Origin of the sequence: Cryptosporangium arvum DSM 44712 (assembly GCF_000585375.1) — a bacterium.
GTDB lineage: Bacteria > Actinomycetota > Actinomycetes > Mycobacteriales > Cryptosporangiaceae > Cryptosporangium > Cryptosporangium arvum.
Genome location: NZ_KK073874.1, coordinates 12,799 through 27,930, shown reverse-complemented (window position 1 = coordinate 27,930; position 15,132 = coordinate 12,799). Strand labels below are relative to the sequence as shown.

18 protein-coding genes and 2 tRNA genes are annotated in these 15,132 nt (G+C 67.4%); 5 read left to right on the top strand and 15 right to left on the bottom strand.

Features of this window, described 5'->3' with window-relative positions; all coding sequences use genetic code 11:
* Positions 1-55 precede the first annotated feature (55 nt).
* From CRYAR_RS00140 to CRYAR_RS51160, 4 genes are read right to left on the bottom strand one after another with little or no spacing between them, the layout of a single operon-like run.
* Positions 56-721: an aminodeoxychorismate/anthranilate synthase component II gene (locus CRYAR_RS00140; protein ID WP_035847357.1), complete on the bottom strand. Its 666-nt coding sequence runs from the start codon at positions 719-721 to the stop codon at positions 56-58.
* 12 nt (positions 722-733) lie between these two features.
* A complete protein-coding gene (locus tag CRYAR_RS00135) occupies positions 734-964 on the bottom strand; it encodes a hypothetical protein (protein ID WP_051569517.1) in 231 nt (76 codons plus the stop codon).
* A 2-nt stretch (positions 965-966) separates the two neighbouring features.
* Positions 967-1,710, bottom strand: coding sequence for a class E sortase (locus CRYAR_RS50050; protein WP_425389360.1), 744 nt, complete (start codon positions 1,708-1,710; stop codon positions 967-969).
* Positions 1,611-2,420 (bottom strand): DUF881 domain-containing protein, encoded by an 810-nt coding sequence (locus tag CRYAR_RS51160; protein WP_063725633.1) that lies wholly within the window; start codon positions 2,418-2,420, stop codon positions 1,611-1,613. The genes CRYAR_RS50050 and CRYAR_RS51160 overlap by 100 nt, the downstream gene beginning before the upstream one ends.
* 66 nt (positions 2,421-2,486) lie before the next feature.
* On the opposite strand from CRYAR_RS51160, the gene CRYAR_RS00120 reads away from it, so the two are divergent.
* On the top strand, positions 2,487-2,756 hold the full coding sequence (locus CRYAR_RS00120) for a cell division protein CrgA (protein ID WP_035859748.1): 270 nt from the start codon (positions 2,487-2,489) through the stop codon (positions 2,754-2,756).
* 160 nt (positions 2,757-2,916) lie between these two features.
* Positions 2,917-3,279, top strand: coding sequence for a PH domain-containing protein (locus tag CRYAR_RS00115; protein ID WP_157017164.1), 363 nt, complete (start codon positions 2,917-2,919; stop codon positions 3,277-3,279).
* On the opposite strand, the gene CRYAR_RS00110 is transcribed toward CRYAR_RS00115, so the two are convergent.
* Together CRYAR_RS00110 and CRYAR_RS00105 are read right to left on the bottom strand one after the other, a co-directional pair.
* On the bottom strand, positions 3,276-4,211 hold the full coding sequence (locus CRYAR_RS00110) for a rhomboid family intramembrane serine protease (RefSeq protein ID WP_035847354.1): 936 nt from the start codon (positions 4,209-4,211) through the stop codon (positions 3,276-3,278). The two genes, CRYAR_RS00115 and CRYAR_RS00110, sit on opposite strands and share 4 nt — an antisense overlap.
* A gap of 78 nt (positions 4,212-4,289) precedes the next feature.
* On the bottom strand, positions 4,290-4,814 hold the full coding sequence (locus CRYAR_RS00105) for a peptidylprolyl isomerase (protein WP_035847351.1): 525 nt from the start codon (positions 4,812-4,814) through the stop codon (positions 4,290-4,292).
* A gap of 103 nt (positions 4,815-4,917) precedes the next feature.
* Here CRYAR_RS00105 and CRYAR_RS00100 point away from each other — a divergent pair, with 103 nt between their 5' ends.
* A complete protein-coding gene (locus tag CRYAR_RS00100; RefSeq protein WP_035847350.1) occupies positions 4,918-5,679 on the top strand; it encodes a hypothetical protein in 762 nt (253 codons plus the stop codon).
* A gap of 55 nt (positions 5,680-5,734) precedes the next feature.
* Here CRYAR_RS00100 and CRYAR_RS00095 read toward each other — a convergent pair whose 3' ends face one another.
* Complete coding sequence (locus tag CRYAR_RS00095; RefSeq protein WP_051569514.1) at positions 5,735-6,898, bottom strand: magnesium and cobalt transport protein CorA; 1,164 nt, start codon at positions 6,896-6,898, stop codon at positions 5,735-5,737.
* A 159-nt stretch (positions 6,899-7,057) separates the two neighbouring features.
* On the opposite strand from CRYAR_RS00095, the gene CRYAR_RS50045 reads away from it, so the two are divergent.
* Entirely contained in the window at positions 7,058-7,183 is a 126-nt protein-coding gene (locus tag CRYAR_RS50045; RefSeq protein ID WP_281174516.1) for a hypothetical protein, read from the top strand.
* Positions 7,184-7,235: 52 nt separating this feature from the next.
* Here CRYAR_RS50045 and CRYAR_RS00090 read toward each other — a convergent pair whose 3' ends face one another.
* The 7 genes from CRYAR_RS00090 to CRYAR_RS48350 all read right to left on the bottom strand — a co-directional run bounded on the left by CRYAR_RS00090 (position 7,236) and on the right by CRYAR_RS48350 (position 11,920).
* Positions 7,236-7,508 (bottom strand): hypothetical protein, encoded by a 273-nt coding sequence (locus tag CRYAR_RS00090; RefSeq protein ID WP_035847348.1) that lies wholly within the window; start codon positions 7,506-7,508, stop codon positions 7,236-7,238.
* A 13-nt stretch (positions 7,509-7,521) separates the two neighbouring features.
* Positions 7,522-9,204 carry a sodium:solute symporter family protein gene (locus CRYAR_RS00085; protein ID WP_035847347.1) on the bottom strand — a complete coding sequence of 561 codons (1,683 nt, stop codon included), beginning with the start codon at positions 9,202-9,204 and terminating at the stop codon, positions 7,522-7,524.
* 116 nt (positions 9,205-9,320) lie between these two features.
* The gene (locus CRYAR_RS00080) at positions 9,321-10,427 is read right to left on the bottom strand and encodes an LCP family protein (protein ID WP_084699805.1); all 1,107 of its coding nucleotides are present in this window, start codon (positions 10,425-10,427) and stop codon (positions 9,321-9,323) included.
* Between the two features lie 544 nt (positions 10,428-10,971).
* Positions 10,972-11,044 (bottom strand) — tRNA-Ala (locus CRYAR_RS00075).
* A 44-nt stretch (positions 11,045-11,088) separates the two neighbouring features.
* Complete coding sequence (locus CRYAR_RS48355; RefSeq protein ID WP_211247194.1) at positions 11,089-11,217, bottom strand: DLW-39 family protein; 129 nt, start codon at positions 11,215-11,217, stop codon at positions 11,089-11,091.
* Between the two features lie 39 nt (positions 11,218-11,256).
* Positions 11,257-11,333: transfer RNA gene (locus CRYAR_RS00070), tRNA-Ile, on the bottom strand.
* A gap of 50 nt (positions 11,334-11,383) precedes the next feature.
* Positions 11,384-11,920 (bottom strand): DUF3566 domain-containing protein, encoded by a 537-nt coding sequence (locus CRYAR_RS48350; protein ID WP_211247193.1) that lies wholly within the window; start codon positions 11,918-11,920, stop codon positions 11,384-11,386.
* A 52-nt stretch (positions 11,921-11,972) separates the two neighbouring features.
* On the opposite strand from CRYAR_RS48350, the gene CRYAR_RS48345 reads away from it, so the two are divergent.
* Entirely contained in the window at positions 11,973-12,536 is a 564-nt protein-coding gene (locus CRYAR_RS48345; RefSeq protein ID WP_035847344.1) for a hypothetical protein, read from the top strand.
* 34 nt (positions 12,537-12,570) lie between these two features.
* On the opposite strand, the gene gyrA is transcribed toward CRYAR_RS48345, so the two are convergent.
* Positions 12,571-15,054 (bottom strand): DNA gyrase subunit A, encoded by a 2,484-nt coding sequence (gyrA, locus tag CRYAR_RS00055; RefSeq protein ID WP_035847343.1) that lies wholly within the window; start codon positions 15,052-15,054, stop codon positions 12,571-12,573.
* Positions 15,055-15,132: the final 78 nt, after the last annotated feature.

Here is a 15,132-nt window from a genome sequence, read left to right as displayed (position 1 = left end):
CGGAAAGGGCCCGACTGCCACCGCAGTCGGGCCCTTTCCGGTCTCTACGGGCTTCTCAGGCGTACGCCGCCAGTCGACGCTGTTCGACCTGCTCGACGAGCGCGGTGGACCGATCCACCGCCCCCTCGTCGCCGCAGGTGCCGAGCCAGTTGGCGAGCATCCGGTGCCCGCCCTGGGTGAGCACCGACTCCGGGTGGAACTGCACGCCTTCGATCGCCAGCTCGCGGTGGCGCATCGCCATCACGACGCCGGACGGAGTGCGGCCGGTGATCTCGATCTCGGCCGGCAGCGTGTCCTCGACGACCGCCAGCGAGTGGTAGCGCGTCGCGGTGAACGGGTCGGGCAACCCGGCCAGCACCCCGGCGTCGGCGTGGTGCACCTCGCTGGTCTTTCCGTGCAGCAGTTCGGGTGCGCGGTTCACGGTGGCCCCGTACGCGACGCCGATCGCCTGATGGCCCAGGCAGACGCCGAACAGCGGAACCCGGCCGGCGAGCTGCTCGACCATGCCGATGCAGACGCCTGCTTCCTCCGGTGCACCCGGCCCGGGTGAGAGCAGCACTCCGTCGACCGGCGCTCCGTCGACGTCGCCGTCGAGCACCTCGGCCGGCCGCACCGCGTCGTTACGGCGAACGACGCATTCGGCCCCGAGCTGGCCCAGGTACTGCACCAGGTTGTAGACGAACGAGTCGTAGTTGTCGACGACCAGGATGCGTGGGCTCACCCGACGATTGTGTCATCCACCCGCGGTGGTGGGCGCTCCTGTTTCGGCCGGAGCCGTCGGGTTGTTCTCGTCGACGGTCTGACCCGTGCCGTCCACGGTGACGTCCCCGAACGGCAGCAGTGGCTCGGCCCAGGGGAACACCTTGAACCAGAGCGCCCACCCCACGACGCCGACCAGGATCAGCGCGCAGAGCGACTTGAGCGCGGCGTTGCCGGGCAGGTGGTCCCAAATCCATCCGTACACGTCTACTGGACCTCGGGGGGCTTGCCGGCGCTGTGGGGCTGGGCCTTCGTCTGTTCGGCCCAGATGATCAGCCGCTCGTAGTTGTCCCACTTCGGGTTGCACGTGGTCAGCGTCAGCATCTTGGCGGTGGCTTTCTGCCCGGGGTTCTCCGGGTTGGAGCTGACGACCGAGACCTGGGTCGGCAGCGTGATGAAGTTCTTCTTGACCGAGTACACGTACCAGTCGGTCTGGGTCTCGAGGACGATCGTGTCGCCGTTCTGCAGCTTGTCCAGGTCCCAGAAGATCGACGGCATCCGGTGGCCGGCGATGGCGAAGTTGCCGACCTCGTTGGGCATCTGGCTGTCGGGGTAGTGGCCCGGCGCCAGCTTGATGTCGTCGGGGTCGACGCCCTCGACGACCACCCACTTCTTGTCGAGCTTGGGGATGTACAGACGGGCGACGGCCTGGCCCGGCAGGGCTTCGGCCGGCGTGGCCGAGTTGCCCGGCGTCGGGCCGGCGGCCCACTGCTGGTCGAGCTGGGCGTTGAGCCGGTCCTGGTCGGCGTTGACCTGGTACGCCTTGCCGTAGACCTCGTACGCGGCGAACATCAGGACGACGAGGCCCAAGGTGATGAGGACCTCGCCGAAGGTGCGGATCGAGCGGCGGATCAGCGACTCTGGCTCGTGGCGTGCGTCAACCCCGTTGGCCCTTCGTACGCCGGCAGCGTCACGACCTGAGGGTCTCCAACTGTGTATCCCAGGTTCCACGCGGACGCCGCTTGGCGGAACAGCGACACCCCTGGCGACGTGTCTAGGGCGTCCCGCATCGACGAGACGTTGCCAATCGCGGTTATCACGAACGCCGGAGAGAACGTTCTCCCGTGGAGGAGAAGGGTGTTGCCCACGCACCGCACGGCGCTGGTGGAGATCACGCGGATCCCCATGATCGTCATAGCTTCCGCGCCACCCGCCCATAGTGCGTTCACCACCGCCTGCACATCCTGTTGGTGCACGACCACGTCATCCGCGTTGGCGCCGGCCGGCAATACTCCGCCGGGCCGACGCGGTGCGTCGTCGAGCTTGACCGTGAGCGACGGTCCGCGAACCTTTCCCAGTCCTGCGGGCCCGGTGAGTGAGTCGACTTCCCGCTGCGGGCCTTTCAAGCGGGCGTCGGTGCGCGTGCGTGATCGAGTTGCCTCATCAACTGAACGACGCAACTCAGCGGCTCGGCGTTCAGATGTTGCGACCTCAGTGTTACCGCGTCGGATCAACTCTGCGAGCTGATCGCGGCGTCCGCCCCGGAGATCGGAGCCCTGCGAAGTCTCGGCGCTCGCCGCGAAAAGTACTCCGGCCAGCAGTAATACGCACGGAAGGGCGATTCGCCAGCCGAGCGCGTTGCCGGATCGGCTCGCGTTCGGCCGACCCGCCCGGTGACGCGGAGAACGCGTGCCGGACCGGCGAGGCCGGATCGCCGCCACATCGCCTCCTCGTCGAGAGCCTTGGACGACTACGCTAACCCGGGAACCCCGTATCAGGAGAAACCCGTGCCGAAGTCACGCGTACGTAAGAAGAAGGTCTACACAGCGCCGAGCGATGTCCGGCCGAGCGCTGCCACTACCGCGAAGCGGGCGAAACCCAGCCCGCGGTGGGTGCCGGGCGTGGCGATCGCGCTCATCGTCGCCGGGATCGCGTGGCTGGTGACCTACTACATGACCCAGGGCGAATACCCGGTCGCCGAGCTGTCCGCCTGGAACCTGGCCATCGGTTTCGGCATGCTCGTCGCCAGCTTGGGTGTCTTCACCCAGTGGCGCTGAATCCTCGGTCATCCACAGATCGGCCCCCGAATGGGCCTTAAGCCTGTGGATATTGTGGATAACTTCGGCGGATTGTGGGCGACGGGCGCGCTGGCCTGTGGATAACTCCGAAACTCTTCGACAGTGGCGCGTCCCCGTCGCCGTACCGTCCGTCAAGTTCGTGGCCGCCGCCGTGCTCGTCGTCGCGACGGTCACGATCACCCGTGATCTCGTCGGGGCGATCCTCGGTCTGTTGGTCGCGGGTGGGCTCGGCGTGTCCGGGCTGCGCGACCTCCTCGTGCCCGTGCGCCTGGAGGCCGACGGCGAGGGCGTGACCGTGTCCGCCGGCCTCACCGGCCGTCGCCGCTACCCGTGGGCCGTCGTCGAGCGGATCCGGGTGGACGAGCGGCGTCGGCTGCTGGGCCGCTCGACGATGCTCGAGATCGACGTCGACGACGACCTGTACTTCATGAGCCGCTACGAGCTGGGCGTGCACCCTGCTGAGGTGGCCGAGGAGCTCGCAACTCTGCGCACCGGTCGCTAGAACAACACTCCGAGCGACGCCGTGCGCAGGGCGATGAGAACGACGAGCGCCACCGCCACACCGCCCAGGGCGATCCACTGGAGCCGGGCCCGGTTGGGCCCCGCAGGCAGGTAGGCCATCAACGCACCCACCGCGGCGCCGACGACGAAGCCGCCGATGTGGCCCCAGATGCTGATGTTGGCGACCACGAACCCGAGGCTGAAGTTCAGGATGATCAGGAACACCAGGCCGCGGGGATCCGCGCGGAGCCGGCGCAGGAAGAAGAACATCGCGCCGAGCAGGCCGAAGATCGACGCGGACGCGCCGGCGGAGGCCTGGTTGAGCGGCGAGAACAGGTAGACGGCCACCGAGCCGCCCACGCCGGCGAAGAGGTAGAGCGCCAGGAAGCGCGCCCGGCCGAGCAGGCGTTCGCACTCGCGCCCGAGTATCCACAGGGCGTACATATTGAACGCCAGGTGGATCAGCCCGTAGTGCAGGAAGTCCGCGGTCAGCAGGCGCCAGAACTCGCCCGCGGCGATACCGCCCTGTACCTGGATGAAGCCGCCGCCGTACGCGGGAATCGCCGCGCCCCACTCGGTGACGCCGGTGACGCCGCCGAAGATGACGAAACGCCCAAGCTCGCGGATCGAGATCTCGCTGGTGAGCACCGCCGCCGCGACCGTGAGCACCCAGGCGACGACGTTGATGACGATGAGCGAGCGGGTGACGGTGCCCTGCTCACCGGAGAGGCTCCCACCGAAGACGGTCCGCGCGGGGATCGTCGTCTTGCGTCCCTCCCGGATGCACTCCGGGCACTGGAAGCCGACCGAGGCCGGTTGCATGCAGTCGGGGCAGATCGGGCGATCACACCGGACGCACGTCACGTACGTGCTGCGGTCCGGGTGGCGGTAACACACCGGGGTGGCGGTGGTCTGAGCGCTTTCCTCGGTCACTGCCCATCCTCTGCTTGCCTTGACAGACCGAACGGCGCGCCCGGGAAACAAGTTCCCGGGCGCGCCCCTGGAGTCAGATCAGCGCTGCTCGATCGTGACGCTCTCGATCACGGCGTCCTGCACCGGGCGGTCGCCCCGGCCGGTCGGCGCCTGTGCGATCGCGTCGACGACCTTCTGGCTCTCGGCGTCGACGACCTCACCGAAGATCGTGTGCTTCCGGTTGAGGTGCGGGGTCTGCGCGACCGTGATGAAGAACTGCGACCCGTTCGTGCCCGGCCCGGCGTTCGCCATCGCGAGCAGGTAGGGCTTGTTGAACACGAGGTCGGGGTGGAACTCGTCCTTGAACTGGTAACCCGGCCCGCCGGTACCGGTGCCGAGCGGGTCACCGCCCTGGATCATGAATCCATCGATGACACGGTGGAAGATCGTGCCGTCGTAGAGCTTCCGCTGACCACTCTCACCGGTACGCGGATGCGTCCAGTTCTTGCTGCCTTCAGCAAGGCCCACGAAGTTGCGCACGGTCTCCGGCGCGTGGTTCGGGAACAACTTAATGGTGATCGGCCCGAAATTCGTGTTCAGAGTGGCGTAAAGATCGTCGGCCACGGGGTAGTTCCTCTCTATCGTGTAGGCCCCATCCTGCCACGCTGGTACGAGCTTGGACCGACGTGCAGGATAGGGACATCGAGACCCACACAGAGGGGGCAAGATGGTGTTCCGTCGCAAGAAGGCCTCGACGCTAGACCAAGCGTCGGCCAAGGCCAAGGAGATCGGTGCAGAGGTCGGGGCGGGGGTAGAGCACCTCCGAAACGCCGCTGTGGCGACCGCCGGAGCGGCACGGGACGCGGTCAAGCCGGCGGTCGGCAGCGCGCGTGACGCGCTGGGGCCGAAGGTCGACGCCGCGCGAGTGGCCGTCGCCCCGAAGGTGGAAGCCGCACGGGTAGCCGTGGCGCCGAAGCTGGAGTCCGCCCTCGGAACCGCTCGGGAGACCGTTGGTCCGCGGGTGGAGTCGGCTCGTGACACGGCCGTCACCGCGGTGAAGCCGAAGGTCGACCAGGTCCTGGTTGCGCTCGCGCCGCTGGTCGCGGCGGCGGTCGAGGCCCAGACCACGTCCAAGAAGCAGGTCAAGAAGTCCGCGAAGAAGTTCGAGAAGCAGACTCGCGGTCAGCGCAAGGAAGCCGCCAAGCGGGCTCGTGAGACCGCGCTGGCACTTCGTGGTGAGCGTCGGCGCCGGTGGCCGTGGATGCTGGGCGCGCTCGCGGCCGGTACCGCGGTCGGCGCCGGTGTGGCCCTGGCCGCGCGGCGCAACCGCCGGCCGGAGTGGGAAGAGTACGACCTCGTCGAGCCCGACACACGCACCACCGTGAAGGCCAAGGCCGACCAGGTGGCCGAGCGGGTGGCCGGTGCTACCGACACCGCGACGGGCACGGCGACGGACTCCAAGTCCGCGGCCGACAGCACCCGTAGTTGAGTGCTCGCCGAGTGGCGAGGGGCCCGCGACCCGACCGGTCGCGGGCCCCTCGCCGTCAGAGCCACTCGGATTTCTTGAACAACCGGTAGAGCCCGAAACAGATCACAAAAATGATGAACAGCACCAGCGGATAGCCGAAGCGCCAGGTCAGTTCGGGCATGTAATCGAAGTTCATGCCGTAGATCCCGGCGACGGCCGTCGGCACGATGCCGATCGCCGCGTACGCCGAGATCTTGCGCATGTCGTTGTTCTGCTGGATACCCGCCTGCGCCAGGCTGGCCTGCAGGATGGAGTTCAGCAGGTCGTCGAAGCTCGCGATCTGGTCCACCACGCGGCTGTGGTGGTCGGCGACGTCGCGGATGTAGCGGCGGATCTCCTGCGGGACGCTCAGCACCGCGCCGCTCACCAGGCTCTCCAACGGCCGCGCCAGCGGCAGCACGGCCCGCTTGAGTTCCACGACCTCGCGCTTGAGCCGGTAGATCCGGGGGATGTCGACGTTCGAGCTGTCGAAGACGCTGGCTTCCATCTCGTCGATGTCGTCCTCGATCGCGTCGACGACCTCGACGTAGCGGTCGACGATCTGGTCGACCACCGCGTGGAACACCGCCCAAGGGCCCTGCCGGATGAGGTCGGGCCGCTGCTCGAGGTTCGTGCGCACCCCCCGCAGGCGGCAGGCGTCACCGTGCCGCACGGTGATCGCGAACCGCTCGCCGAGGAAGAGCATGACGTCGCCGGTCTCGACGACCTCGCTGGTGGCGGTGAGCTCGCCGCTGCGGATGTACCGTGCGGTCTTGATGACGACGAACGTGACGTCGGCGTAGCGCTCGACCTTGGGCCGGGCGAACGCGACGATCGTGTCCTCGACGGCCAGCTCGTGGAGCCCGAACGTCTTGGCGATGTCGGCGAACTCGTCCGCGGTGACGTCGTGCAGGCCGAGCCAGACGAACGCGTTGTCGTTGCGCTTCGCCATCTCCAGGGCCGCCACGTAGTCCATGCGGCCGGCCTTGCGTACCCCGTCGATGTAGAGGCCGCAATCGACGATCGCGGAGCCGGGTGTGCGTGACGGGTGCGGATCGGCGGCGGTCGTCGGCCCGTGGAGGGGGCGAGGCAGCACCTTGCCGAGGGTCCGGACCGGCGCGGCCAGCGCCCGTGCCATCGGCCGCGATCGCTGCCGATCAGAGGAGTGCACCTCGGTGGGCCGGATTTCACTGTTGACCATTCCGTCACCTCCCGCTCGCGGATTCACCGCCCGTTGCCGACGCCCAAGGATAGGCCGATGTGACTCGGTGCACGGCAGGTACCGATGGCGCTTCTGTATCGATCCAGTAGCCTGGAAGACGTAAGGCAAGACACTGACGACCCCGTAGGGGAGAGCTAGATGCCCGTCCTGTTGGCCCCGAGCCGACTCACGATCGGCATGATCCGCAACGGCTTCGCGGCAGCCGCGCGCCGGTTCGACGAGTGGACACTCGAAGCGTTCAACGCCGGTACGACGTTGCGGTAAGACGTAGTACGTGCAGCGCCGGGGCGGCCGAAACGGCCACCCCGGCGCTGTGTCATTCGTCGGTCTTGGACGCCAGCGACTCCGGCGCCGGGTCGGCGCGGAGCGGTCGGAGCCAGGACCAGAGCGTGAACAGGGCGCCGAGCACGAACATCCCGATGCCGGTCCACAGGTTGATCCGGATCCCGTCGGCCTTCTGGACCTCGGCGTCGGAGTCGAAGATCCCCAACAGGATCAGCACGACGCCGTAGAGCAGGAACAGGCCCGCGATCAGCCAGCGCAGGTCGAAGAGGTTCCGGGACGCGGACTTTTCCTCGGTGTCGGACATGGCCTCTCCTGACTCAGAGGAAGACGATCGACAGTACGGCGGTGATGCCCAGCGCGGTGAACCCGAGCACCTTCGGCGACTCCCACCAGCGGCGGACGTTCTGCGCGTCGGCGGCGTCCGGGTTGTCCGGGTCGGGCACGCCCCACACCAGGCCCTTGACCTCGTCGATCGGCTTGGGCTTGGTGAGCATCGTGACGATCACCGTCACCACCACGTCGACGACGAACGCGGCGATCGCGCCCCAGAAGTTCCGGCTCTGGGTCGACTCGATGAACACGATCTCCGGGATGCCGAGCTTGTTGTTCAAGCTCAGGTAAGCCAGGATCGCCGCGGCGGTACCGGAGACGAGGCCCCAGAAACCGGCCCAGGCCGTCATCCGCTTCCAGAACACGCCGACGATGAACGTCGCGAACAGCGGCGCGTTGAAGAACGAGAACAACGCCTGGACGTAGTTCATGATGTTCTCGTAGCCGGCGGCGATGAACGCGGTGCCGATGCCGATAACGATGCCGATCACCGTGATGATGCGGCCCACCTGCAGGTAGTACCGGTCGGGCCGGTCCTTGACGACGTAGGGCCGCCACAGGTCGTAGGTGAAGACCGTGTTGAACGAGCTGACGTTCGCTGCCATACCGGCCATGAACGCGGCCAGCAGACCGGTCAGCGCGATGCCCAGCACACCGTTGGGCAGGAACTTCGCCATCAGTTCGGGGATGGCGTCGTTGTAGGTGGGGCCGCCCTCTTTACCGAGCTGTGGGATCAGCACCAGGGCGACCAGGCCCGGGATGATCGTCAGCGCGGGGATGAAGATCTTCGGGAACGCACCGATGAGCGGCGTGCGCTGCGCCGCCGAGAGGTCCTTGGCGCTCAGCGCCCGCTGCACCTCGGCGAAGTTCGTCGTCCAGTAACCGAAGCTCAGCACGAAACCGAGGCCGAAGACGATACCGATCCAGTCGCCGAGCGGGTTCGTGGCGTCCCCGACCCCCGTGCCGCCCCACTGACTGAACGCGGACGCGCCCAGGTCGGTGTTCTCGCTCACCTTGTCCTTCAACCCGTCCCATCCGCCGACGGCCGACAGGCCGACGATGACGAGCGGGATCAGCCCGGCGAGGATCACGAAGAACTGGAGCACCTCGGTGTAGATCGCACCGGAGAGACCGCCGAGCGTGATGTAGATCAACACGAAGCCCGCGGACACGAAGATCGCCAGCCAGAGTGGCCAGCCGAGCAGGCTCTGAATGATCAGGCCGAGCGCGTACAGGTTGACGCCGGCGGTGAGCACGGAGGCGACCGCGAACGACAGTGCGTTGAACGCGTGCGTCGGCGCGTTGAACCGGCGGCGCAGGTACTCCGGCACGCTGTGCACGCGCGTGCTGTAGTAGAACGGCATGAGTACCAGGCCGAGGAAGATCATCGCCGGTACGGCGCCGATCCAGTAGAAGTGCACGGTGGCGATGCCGTACTCGGCACCATTGGCCGCCATGCCGAGGATCTCGAGCGCCCCGAGGTTCGCAGCGACGAACGCCAACCCCGTCACCCAGGCGGGCAGCGCGCGCCCGGAGAGGAAGAAGTCCTCACTGGTGGCCACGGCTCGCCGGGCGAGTAGTCCGATTGCGATGACGATCGCGAAATAGATGCCGAGGATCGTGTAATCGATCGCATTGACGTCTAGCGTCGCTGCGAGATCGGTCGTCATACGACCCAACCCCTTTCCGCTGGGGTCGGGCCGAGGGGGCCTGATTTAGGGCGGCGGCGCGGCCCAGCGGAGGGCTTGTACCCCCGGGTTAAACGTGTGAACCGTACAACTTCAACTTAGGAACAGGCTCCGGCCTGACCGGCGTTGGCGGGCGGGTTGGCCGCCAGGTAGGCGTCCATCGTGTCGTCGCGCATCGCGGCGTACAGCTGCTCGCCCTTGACCGGATCGAGCTCGACCGAGCTACCGGCGGGCGTCTGCAAGTCGTCGGTGAGGAACGGCAGCGTGGTGCACCGCAGGTTCTCGGGCCGCACGTTCTTCAGACCCAGCGCGAGGTCGGGCAGGTTCAGGTTCTGGTCGACGGTGACCGACTCGGCCACCGTGGAGAGCAGCTTGTCGAGCTTCTTCGGGTCGGTGACGACGCCCTTGGAGGTCATCTTCTTCGCGACCGCCAGGATGACGCGCTGCTGGTTCTGCATGCGGCCGAAGTCTCCGCCGGGAACGGTCTTGCGCTGCCGCATGAAGTCCTGCGAGGCGTCGGGGGTGAGGAAGTTGCACCCCTTCTTCCACTTCCGCTCCGTGTGGATCGAGCTCATCGAGAACGGAATGCAGACCGTCACGCCACCGACGATGGAAACCAGCTTCCGGACGCTGCTGAAGTCGAGGATGAACGCGCCGTTGAGCGTGACGCCGGTGAGGTTCTGCACCGTCTTGGCGGTGAGCGCCGGGCCGCCGAAGTTGTAGGCCGCGTTGATCTTGTCCTTGCCGCCCTGCCACTTGCCGTCGTCGGAGGCCGGGATGTCGACGTAGCTGTCCCGCGGGATCGACACGATGTACGTCTTCTTCAGCGTCTTGTCGACGTGGGCGAGCATGATCGTGTCCGACCGCAGGCCCTCGGTGGCGGCGAAGCTCGGGTCGGTCGCCCGGTCGTCGGAGCCGAGAATGAGGAAGTTCAGTGGGCCCTCGGTGTACGTGGACTGCTTCTCCGAGAGATCACCGAGGATGTCGGTGCGCTTGAGCTTGCTCTCGTAGCGGTAGGTGACGCCGTAGGCCGCGGTGAGCGTGCCGGCGGCCAGCACCATCAGCACCGCACCCAGCGCGATGCAGGCCTTGGCCCAGGCGGGCGCCTTCGGCTTCCTCGGCGGGAGCGAGGTGAAGCGGGCGGAGGCCGGACCGGGTGGTTCGGACGGCTTTGCCGACCGGGCCTCCTCTAGGCCTACTGCCATCACGCTCCCTAGCGTCAGTCGCGCCACCGCCCGGGGATAGCGCGAGAAACAGCCAGAAGTGTAGGGCTACCGCGCACCCCGCCACGCTGACCGCAGAACGGTCGGCGCGCCGAGCACCCGGCATCCCGCCGCACCTCAGTGGGCGGCTCCGGTGATTTCCGGCGACTTCCGGTCCAACGCCTGATTAGCGTCTCTCTACCGGTGGTTTTCGTCAGCCGGCAGGTATATCGCAACCAGTCGACAGGGAGCATAGCCAAGCAACTGATGAAACTAGCCAGCGATCAGGAGACTGTGGATTGTTCCGACCGAAGGGATGAGTATCCGACTACTCTCCGGAGCGGAGTCTTACTCAAGGTAATTAGGTTCGGACATTGGTGCAGGTCGGTAATGAACCGGTCGACCCACAACGCATTGCCCAATGCAGGAAATGGGCATTTTCCGTTATTACGGGGATAAGGAACGAGTGAACCACGATACGGACCGGAAAAGACAAAAACCGGAGCCGCGCTAGTTCGCGCAACCCCGGTGGGTGTCCGGTTCGGAGTGGAGACGAGGGGAATCGAACCCCTAACCCCCGCCTTGCAAAGGCGGTGCTCTGCCAATTGAGCTACGTCCCCGTTACGCCGTGGGCGCTACCAGGACGCCGCAGCGGCGGAGTAGTTCAGCGGTGATCGGGCGCTGTGGTGGCTTCGTGCCAGAGCTCTCGCTCGTCACTGGCTTCCTTGAACTTCTTGGCTGCCAGAACGGCGATACCCGCGACAGTCGCGAGTACGAGCGCCTTCTTCCACATGGAGAATGCTCCCTTCTCCGCCCCCACCTGTGCGGGCGCTGGTGGGGCTAGCTGGAATCGAACCAGCGACCTCATCGTTATCAGCGATGCGCTCTAACCGACTGAGCTATAGCCCCCGACGCGAGACGAAACGTTACCCTACCCGTCCGCCCCGCCCCAAACCGAGTTACTGGTTGCGCTCGGCCAGCGTCAGCTCGACGCCGCCGACCAGGTCGGCACATACGTTGTAGATGAACGCACCGAGCGTCGCCAGCGCGGTGAAAAGCACCATGTTGACCGCTCCGAGCAGCGCGGATCCACCGATCACCATCTTCGCGGTGATCGCCAGGTCGACACCCTGGCTACCGTCTTGGCCGGCGGTGACCGTGCTGATCGTCTCGTTGAGGCTGTCCCACACGCCGAGCGCGCCGAGGACCATGTAGAGAATCGACGTGGCGACGATCGACGCGATGAACAGCACGAGCGACACCGCGAACGAGAACTTCATGACCGACCACGGGTCGACCTTCTTCAGCTGCAGCCGAGCCCGGCGCGGACCCCGGCTGGCAGCCGCCGAGACGGTCTGACGAGCGGACCGGACCGCGTCGCCCACCTGGACCCGCGGCGGAGCCGCGGAGCCCGGCTGCTGGACCGCGGCACCGCCCGACACCGGCGCGGCCGCGCCGACCGAGCCGGGTACCGCGTGTGCCGCCGGCGGGCTCACCGAAGCCGCTCCCGGACGGCTCGCCTGGGCCGGGCCGCTGTCGAACGAAGGCATGGCCGCCGTGGCCGCGGCCGCCGGCGGGGTGCTCGCCGGCGGCTTGGCCGCCGGCGTGATACGTGTGGCGGCACCGTTGCCGGCGCCGGACGTCGGAGGCGTGCCCGCACCGGCCGACGGCGCCGGGGTGACCGGTTTGCCGTACGTGGTGCCTTGGCTCTTGGTCGCCGGGCGGCCGGCGCCGTTCGACGCCCCGCCGGAGGTCGGCGCCGCGCTCGGGGCGGCTGACGCCGAGCCGGCCGCCGGCGTCGCGGCGGCCGGCGTGGCCTTCGCGGCCGCAGGCTTGGTGGGCGCGGCCGACTTCGCCGTCGCGGCCGCCCCGGCGCCCACGGCGGGCTTGGCGCCCGCCGCGGTGGCCGGTTTGGTCGTCGACGAATCCGTGGCCCCCGGCTTCGGCGGCTGCTTGGGAGCAGCCGCCGCGGGTTTGGCGGACGACGCCCCGGTGCCCGCACTCCGTGTGGTGGTTTCACGGGACGGCGTGCCGGAGCCCCCCACGGTGGCTCTGCCCACGGTGGCTTTACCCACCGCGGCCGACGCCCGGGCCGAGCTGCTCGAGTTCTGAGCGCCCGGACCGTCCGTGTTCTCGGAGTCAGTCATCAGCCGTCCTGTCCTTCAGGTTCGTCCTCGTTGCGCGCGATCGCCACCAGTGTTACCCCGGCCGGGAGCTCCATGAGCTTCACTCCCATCGTGTTCCGGTCACGAGTGCGCCGCACTTGGCGCACCGGCGTCCGGATCACGCCACCGTTGGACGTGATGGCGAAGAGCTCATCATCGGTGGTTACCGCAAGCGCCGCGATGAGTCGTCCCCGCTTGGTCACGATCCTGGCAGTGACGACCCCCTTACCACCACGACCTTGGACCGGATACTCCTCGATCGGCGTCCGCTTGGCGAATCCGCCTTCGGTCGCGACGAGGACGTCCATGCCCTCACGGGCGACGTGCATCGACAGCAGCTCGTCCTCACCGGAGAACCGCATGCCGATCACGCCGGACGTCGCCCGGCCCATCGGCCGGAGGGTCTCGTCGTCGGCCTTGAAGCAGATCGCCTGGGCCTGCTTGCTGATGAGCAGCAGGTTGTCGTTCTCGTTGATCAACTCGGCGCCGACCAGCTCGTCTTCCTCGCGCAGGTTGATCGCGATGACGCCGCCCTGCCGGTTCGAGTCGAACTCGGTGAGCTTCGTCTTCTTGACCAGGCCGTTGCGGGTGGCGAGCACGAGGTGGGGCGCGTCTTCGTACGTCCGGATCTCGATGACCTCGGCGATCTGCTCGTCGGGCTGGAACGCGAGCAGGTTCGCCACGTGCTGGCCGCGGGCGGTGCGGCTCGCCTCCGGCAGTTCGTAGGCCTTCACCCGGTAGACGCGACCCTTGTTCGTGAAGAACAGGATCCAGTCGTGCGTCGAGCAGACGAAGAAGTGCGCGACGATGTCGTCCTGCTTGAGCGCGGCGCCCTGCACGCCCTTGCCGCCCCGCCGCTGGGAGCGGTAGAGGTCGACCTTGGTGCGCTTGGCGTACCCGGTGCGGGTGATCGTGACGACCACCGGCTCCTCGGCGATCAGGTCTTCCATCGAAACGTCGCCGTCGTACGGCAGGATCGTGGTCCGCCGGTCGTCGCCGTACTTCTCGACGATCGCGGCCAGCTCCTCGCCGATGATCTGGCGCTGACGCTCGTCGCTGGCCAGAATCGCCTCGAGCTCGGCGATGTCGGTCATGATCTGGTTGTACTCGTCGGTGATCTTCTGCCGCTCCAGGGCGGCGAGCCGACGCAGCTGCATGTCGAGGATCGCGGTGGCCTGCAGCTCGTCGATCTCGAGCAGCTGCATCAACCCGGTACGGGCGAGGTCGACCGTCTCCGAGGCCCGGATCAGCGCGATGACCTCGTCGAGCGCGTCGAGCGCCTTGAGGTAGCCACGCAGGATGTGGGCCCGCTCCTCCTTCTTGCGGAGGCGGTAGCGGGTGCGCCGGACGATGACCTCGACCTGGTGGGCGACGTAGTACCGCACCATCTGGGCGATGTTGAGCGTGCGTGGCACGCCGTCGACGATCGCCAGCATGTTGACGCCGAACGAATCCTGCAGCTGGGTGTGCTTGTACAGGTTGTTCAGCACGACCTTGGCGACGGCGTCGCGCTTGAGCACCAGCACCAGGCGCTGACCGGTGCGGCCGGAGGACTCGTCGCGGATGTCGGCGATGCCGGCGAGCTTGCCCTCCTTCACCAGCTCGGCGATGCGCTCGGCCAGGTTGTCGGGGTTGACCTGGTACGGCAGCTCGGTGACGACGAGCATCTGGCGGCCGCGTCGGTCTTCCTCGACCTCGACGACCGACCGCATCCGGACCAGCCCGCGGCCGGTGCGGTACGCGTCGGCGATGCCCTCGGCCCCGACGATCAGGGCGCCGGTCGGGAAGTCGGGGCCCTTGATCCGGGCCGCCATCGCGACGATGGTCTCTTCCTCGGGCGCTTCCGGGTTGTCCAGGCACCACTGGACGCCGGCCGCGACCTCGCGCAGGTTGTGCGGCGGGATGTTCGTCGCCATGCCGACCGCGATACCGGCCGACCCGTTGACCAGCAGGTTCGGGAAACGGGCGGGCAGGATCGCCGGCTCGGTGGCCCGGCCGTCGTAGTTCGGGACCATGTCGACGGTGTCTTCGTCGATGTCCCGGACCATTTCCATGGCCAGCGGATCCAGGCGGCACTCGGTGTAACGCATGGCGGCCGCGGGGTCGTTGCCCGGCGAGCCGAAGTTGCCGTTGCCGTCGATCAGCGGATGGCGCAGCGACCAGGGCTGCGCCATCCGGACGAGGGTGTCGTAGATCGAGGTGTCACCGTGCGGGTGGAACTGCCCCATGACGTCGCCGACGACACGGGAGCACTTCACGTAGCCGCGTTCCGGACGGTAACCACCGTCGTACATGCCGTAGAGGACCTTGCGGTGCACGGGCTTGAGGCCGTCCCGCACATCCGGCAGCGCACGCCCGACGATGACGCTCATCGCGTAGTCGAGGTAGCTGCGCTGCATCTCCACTTCGAGCCCGACTGGCTCGACGCGGTCGCCGGGCGGTGGCGGGGTCGTCGTCTCGGTCACGAACTGCCTTCCGGTGTGGATATCGTTCCCACAGAGCGGGGATTTGTACGATATGCCTTTTTAAGATGTGGATAAGGC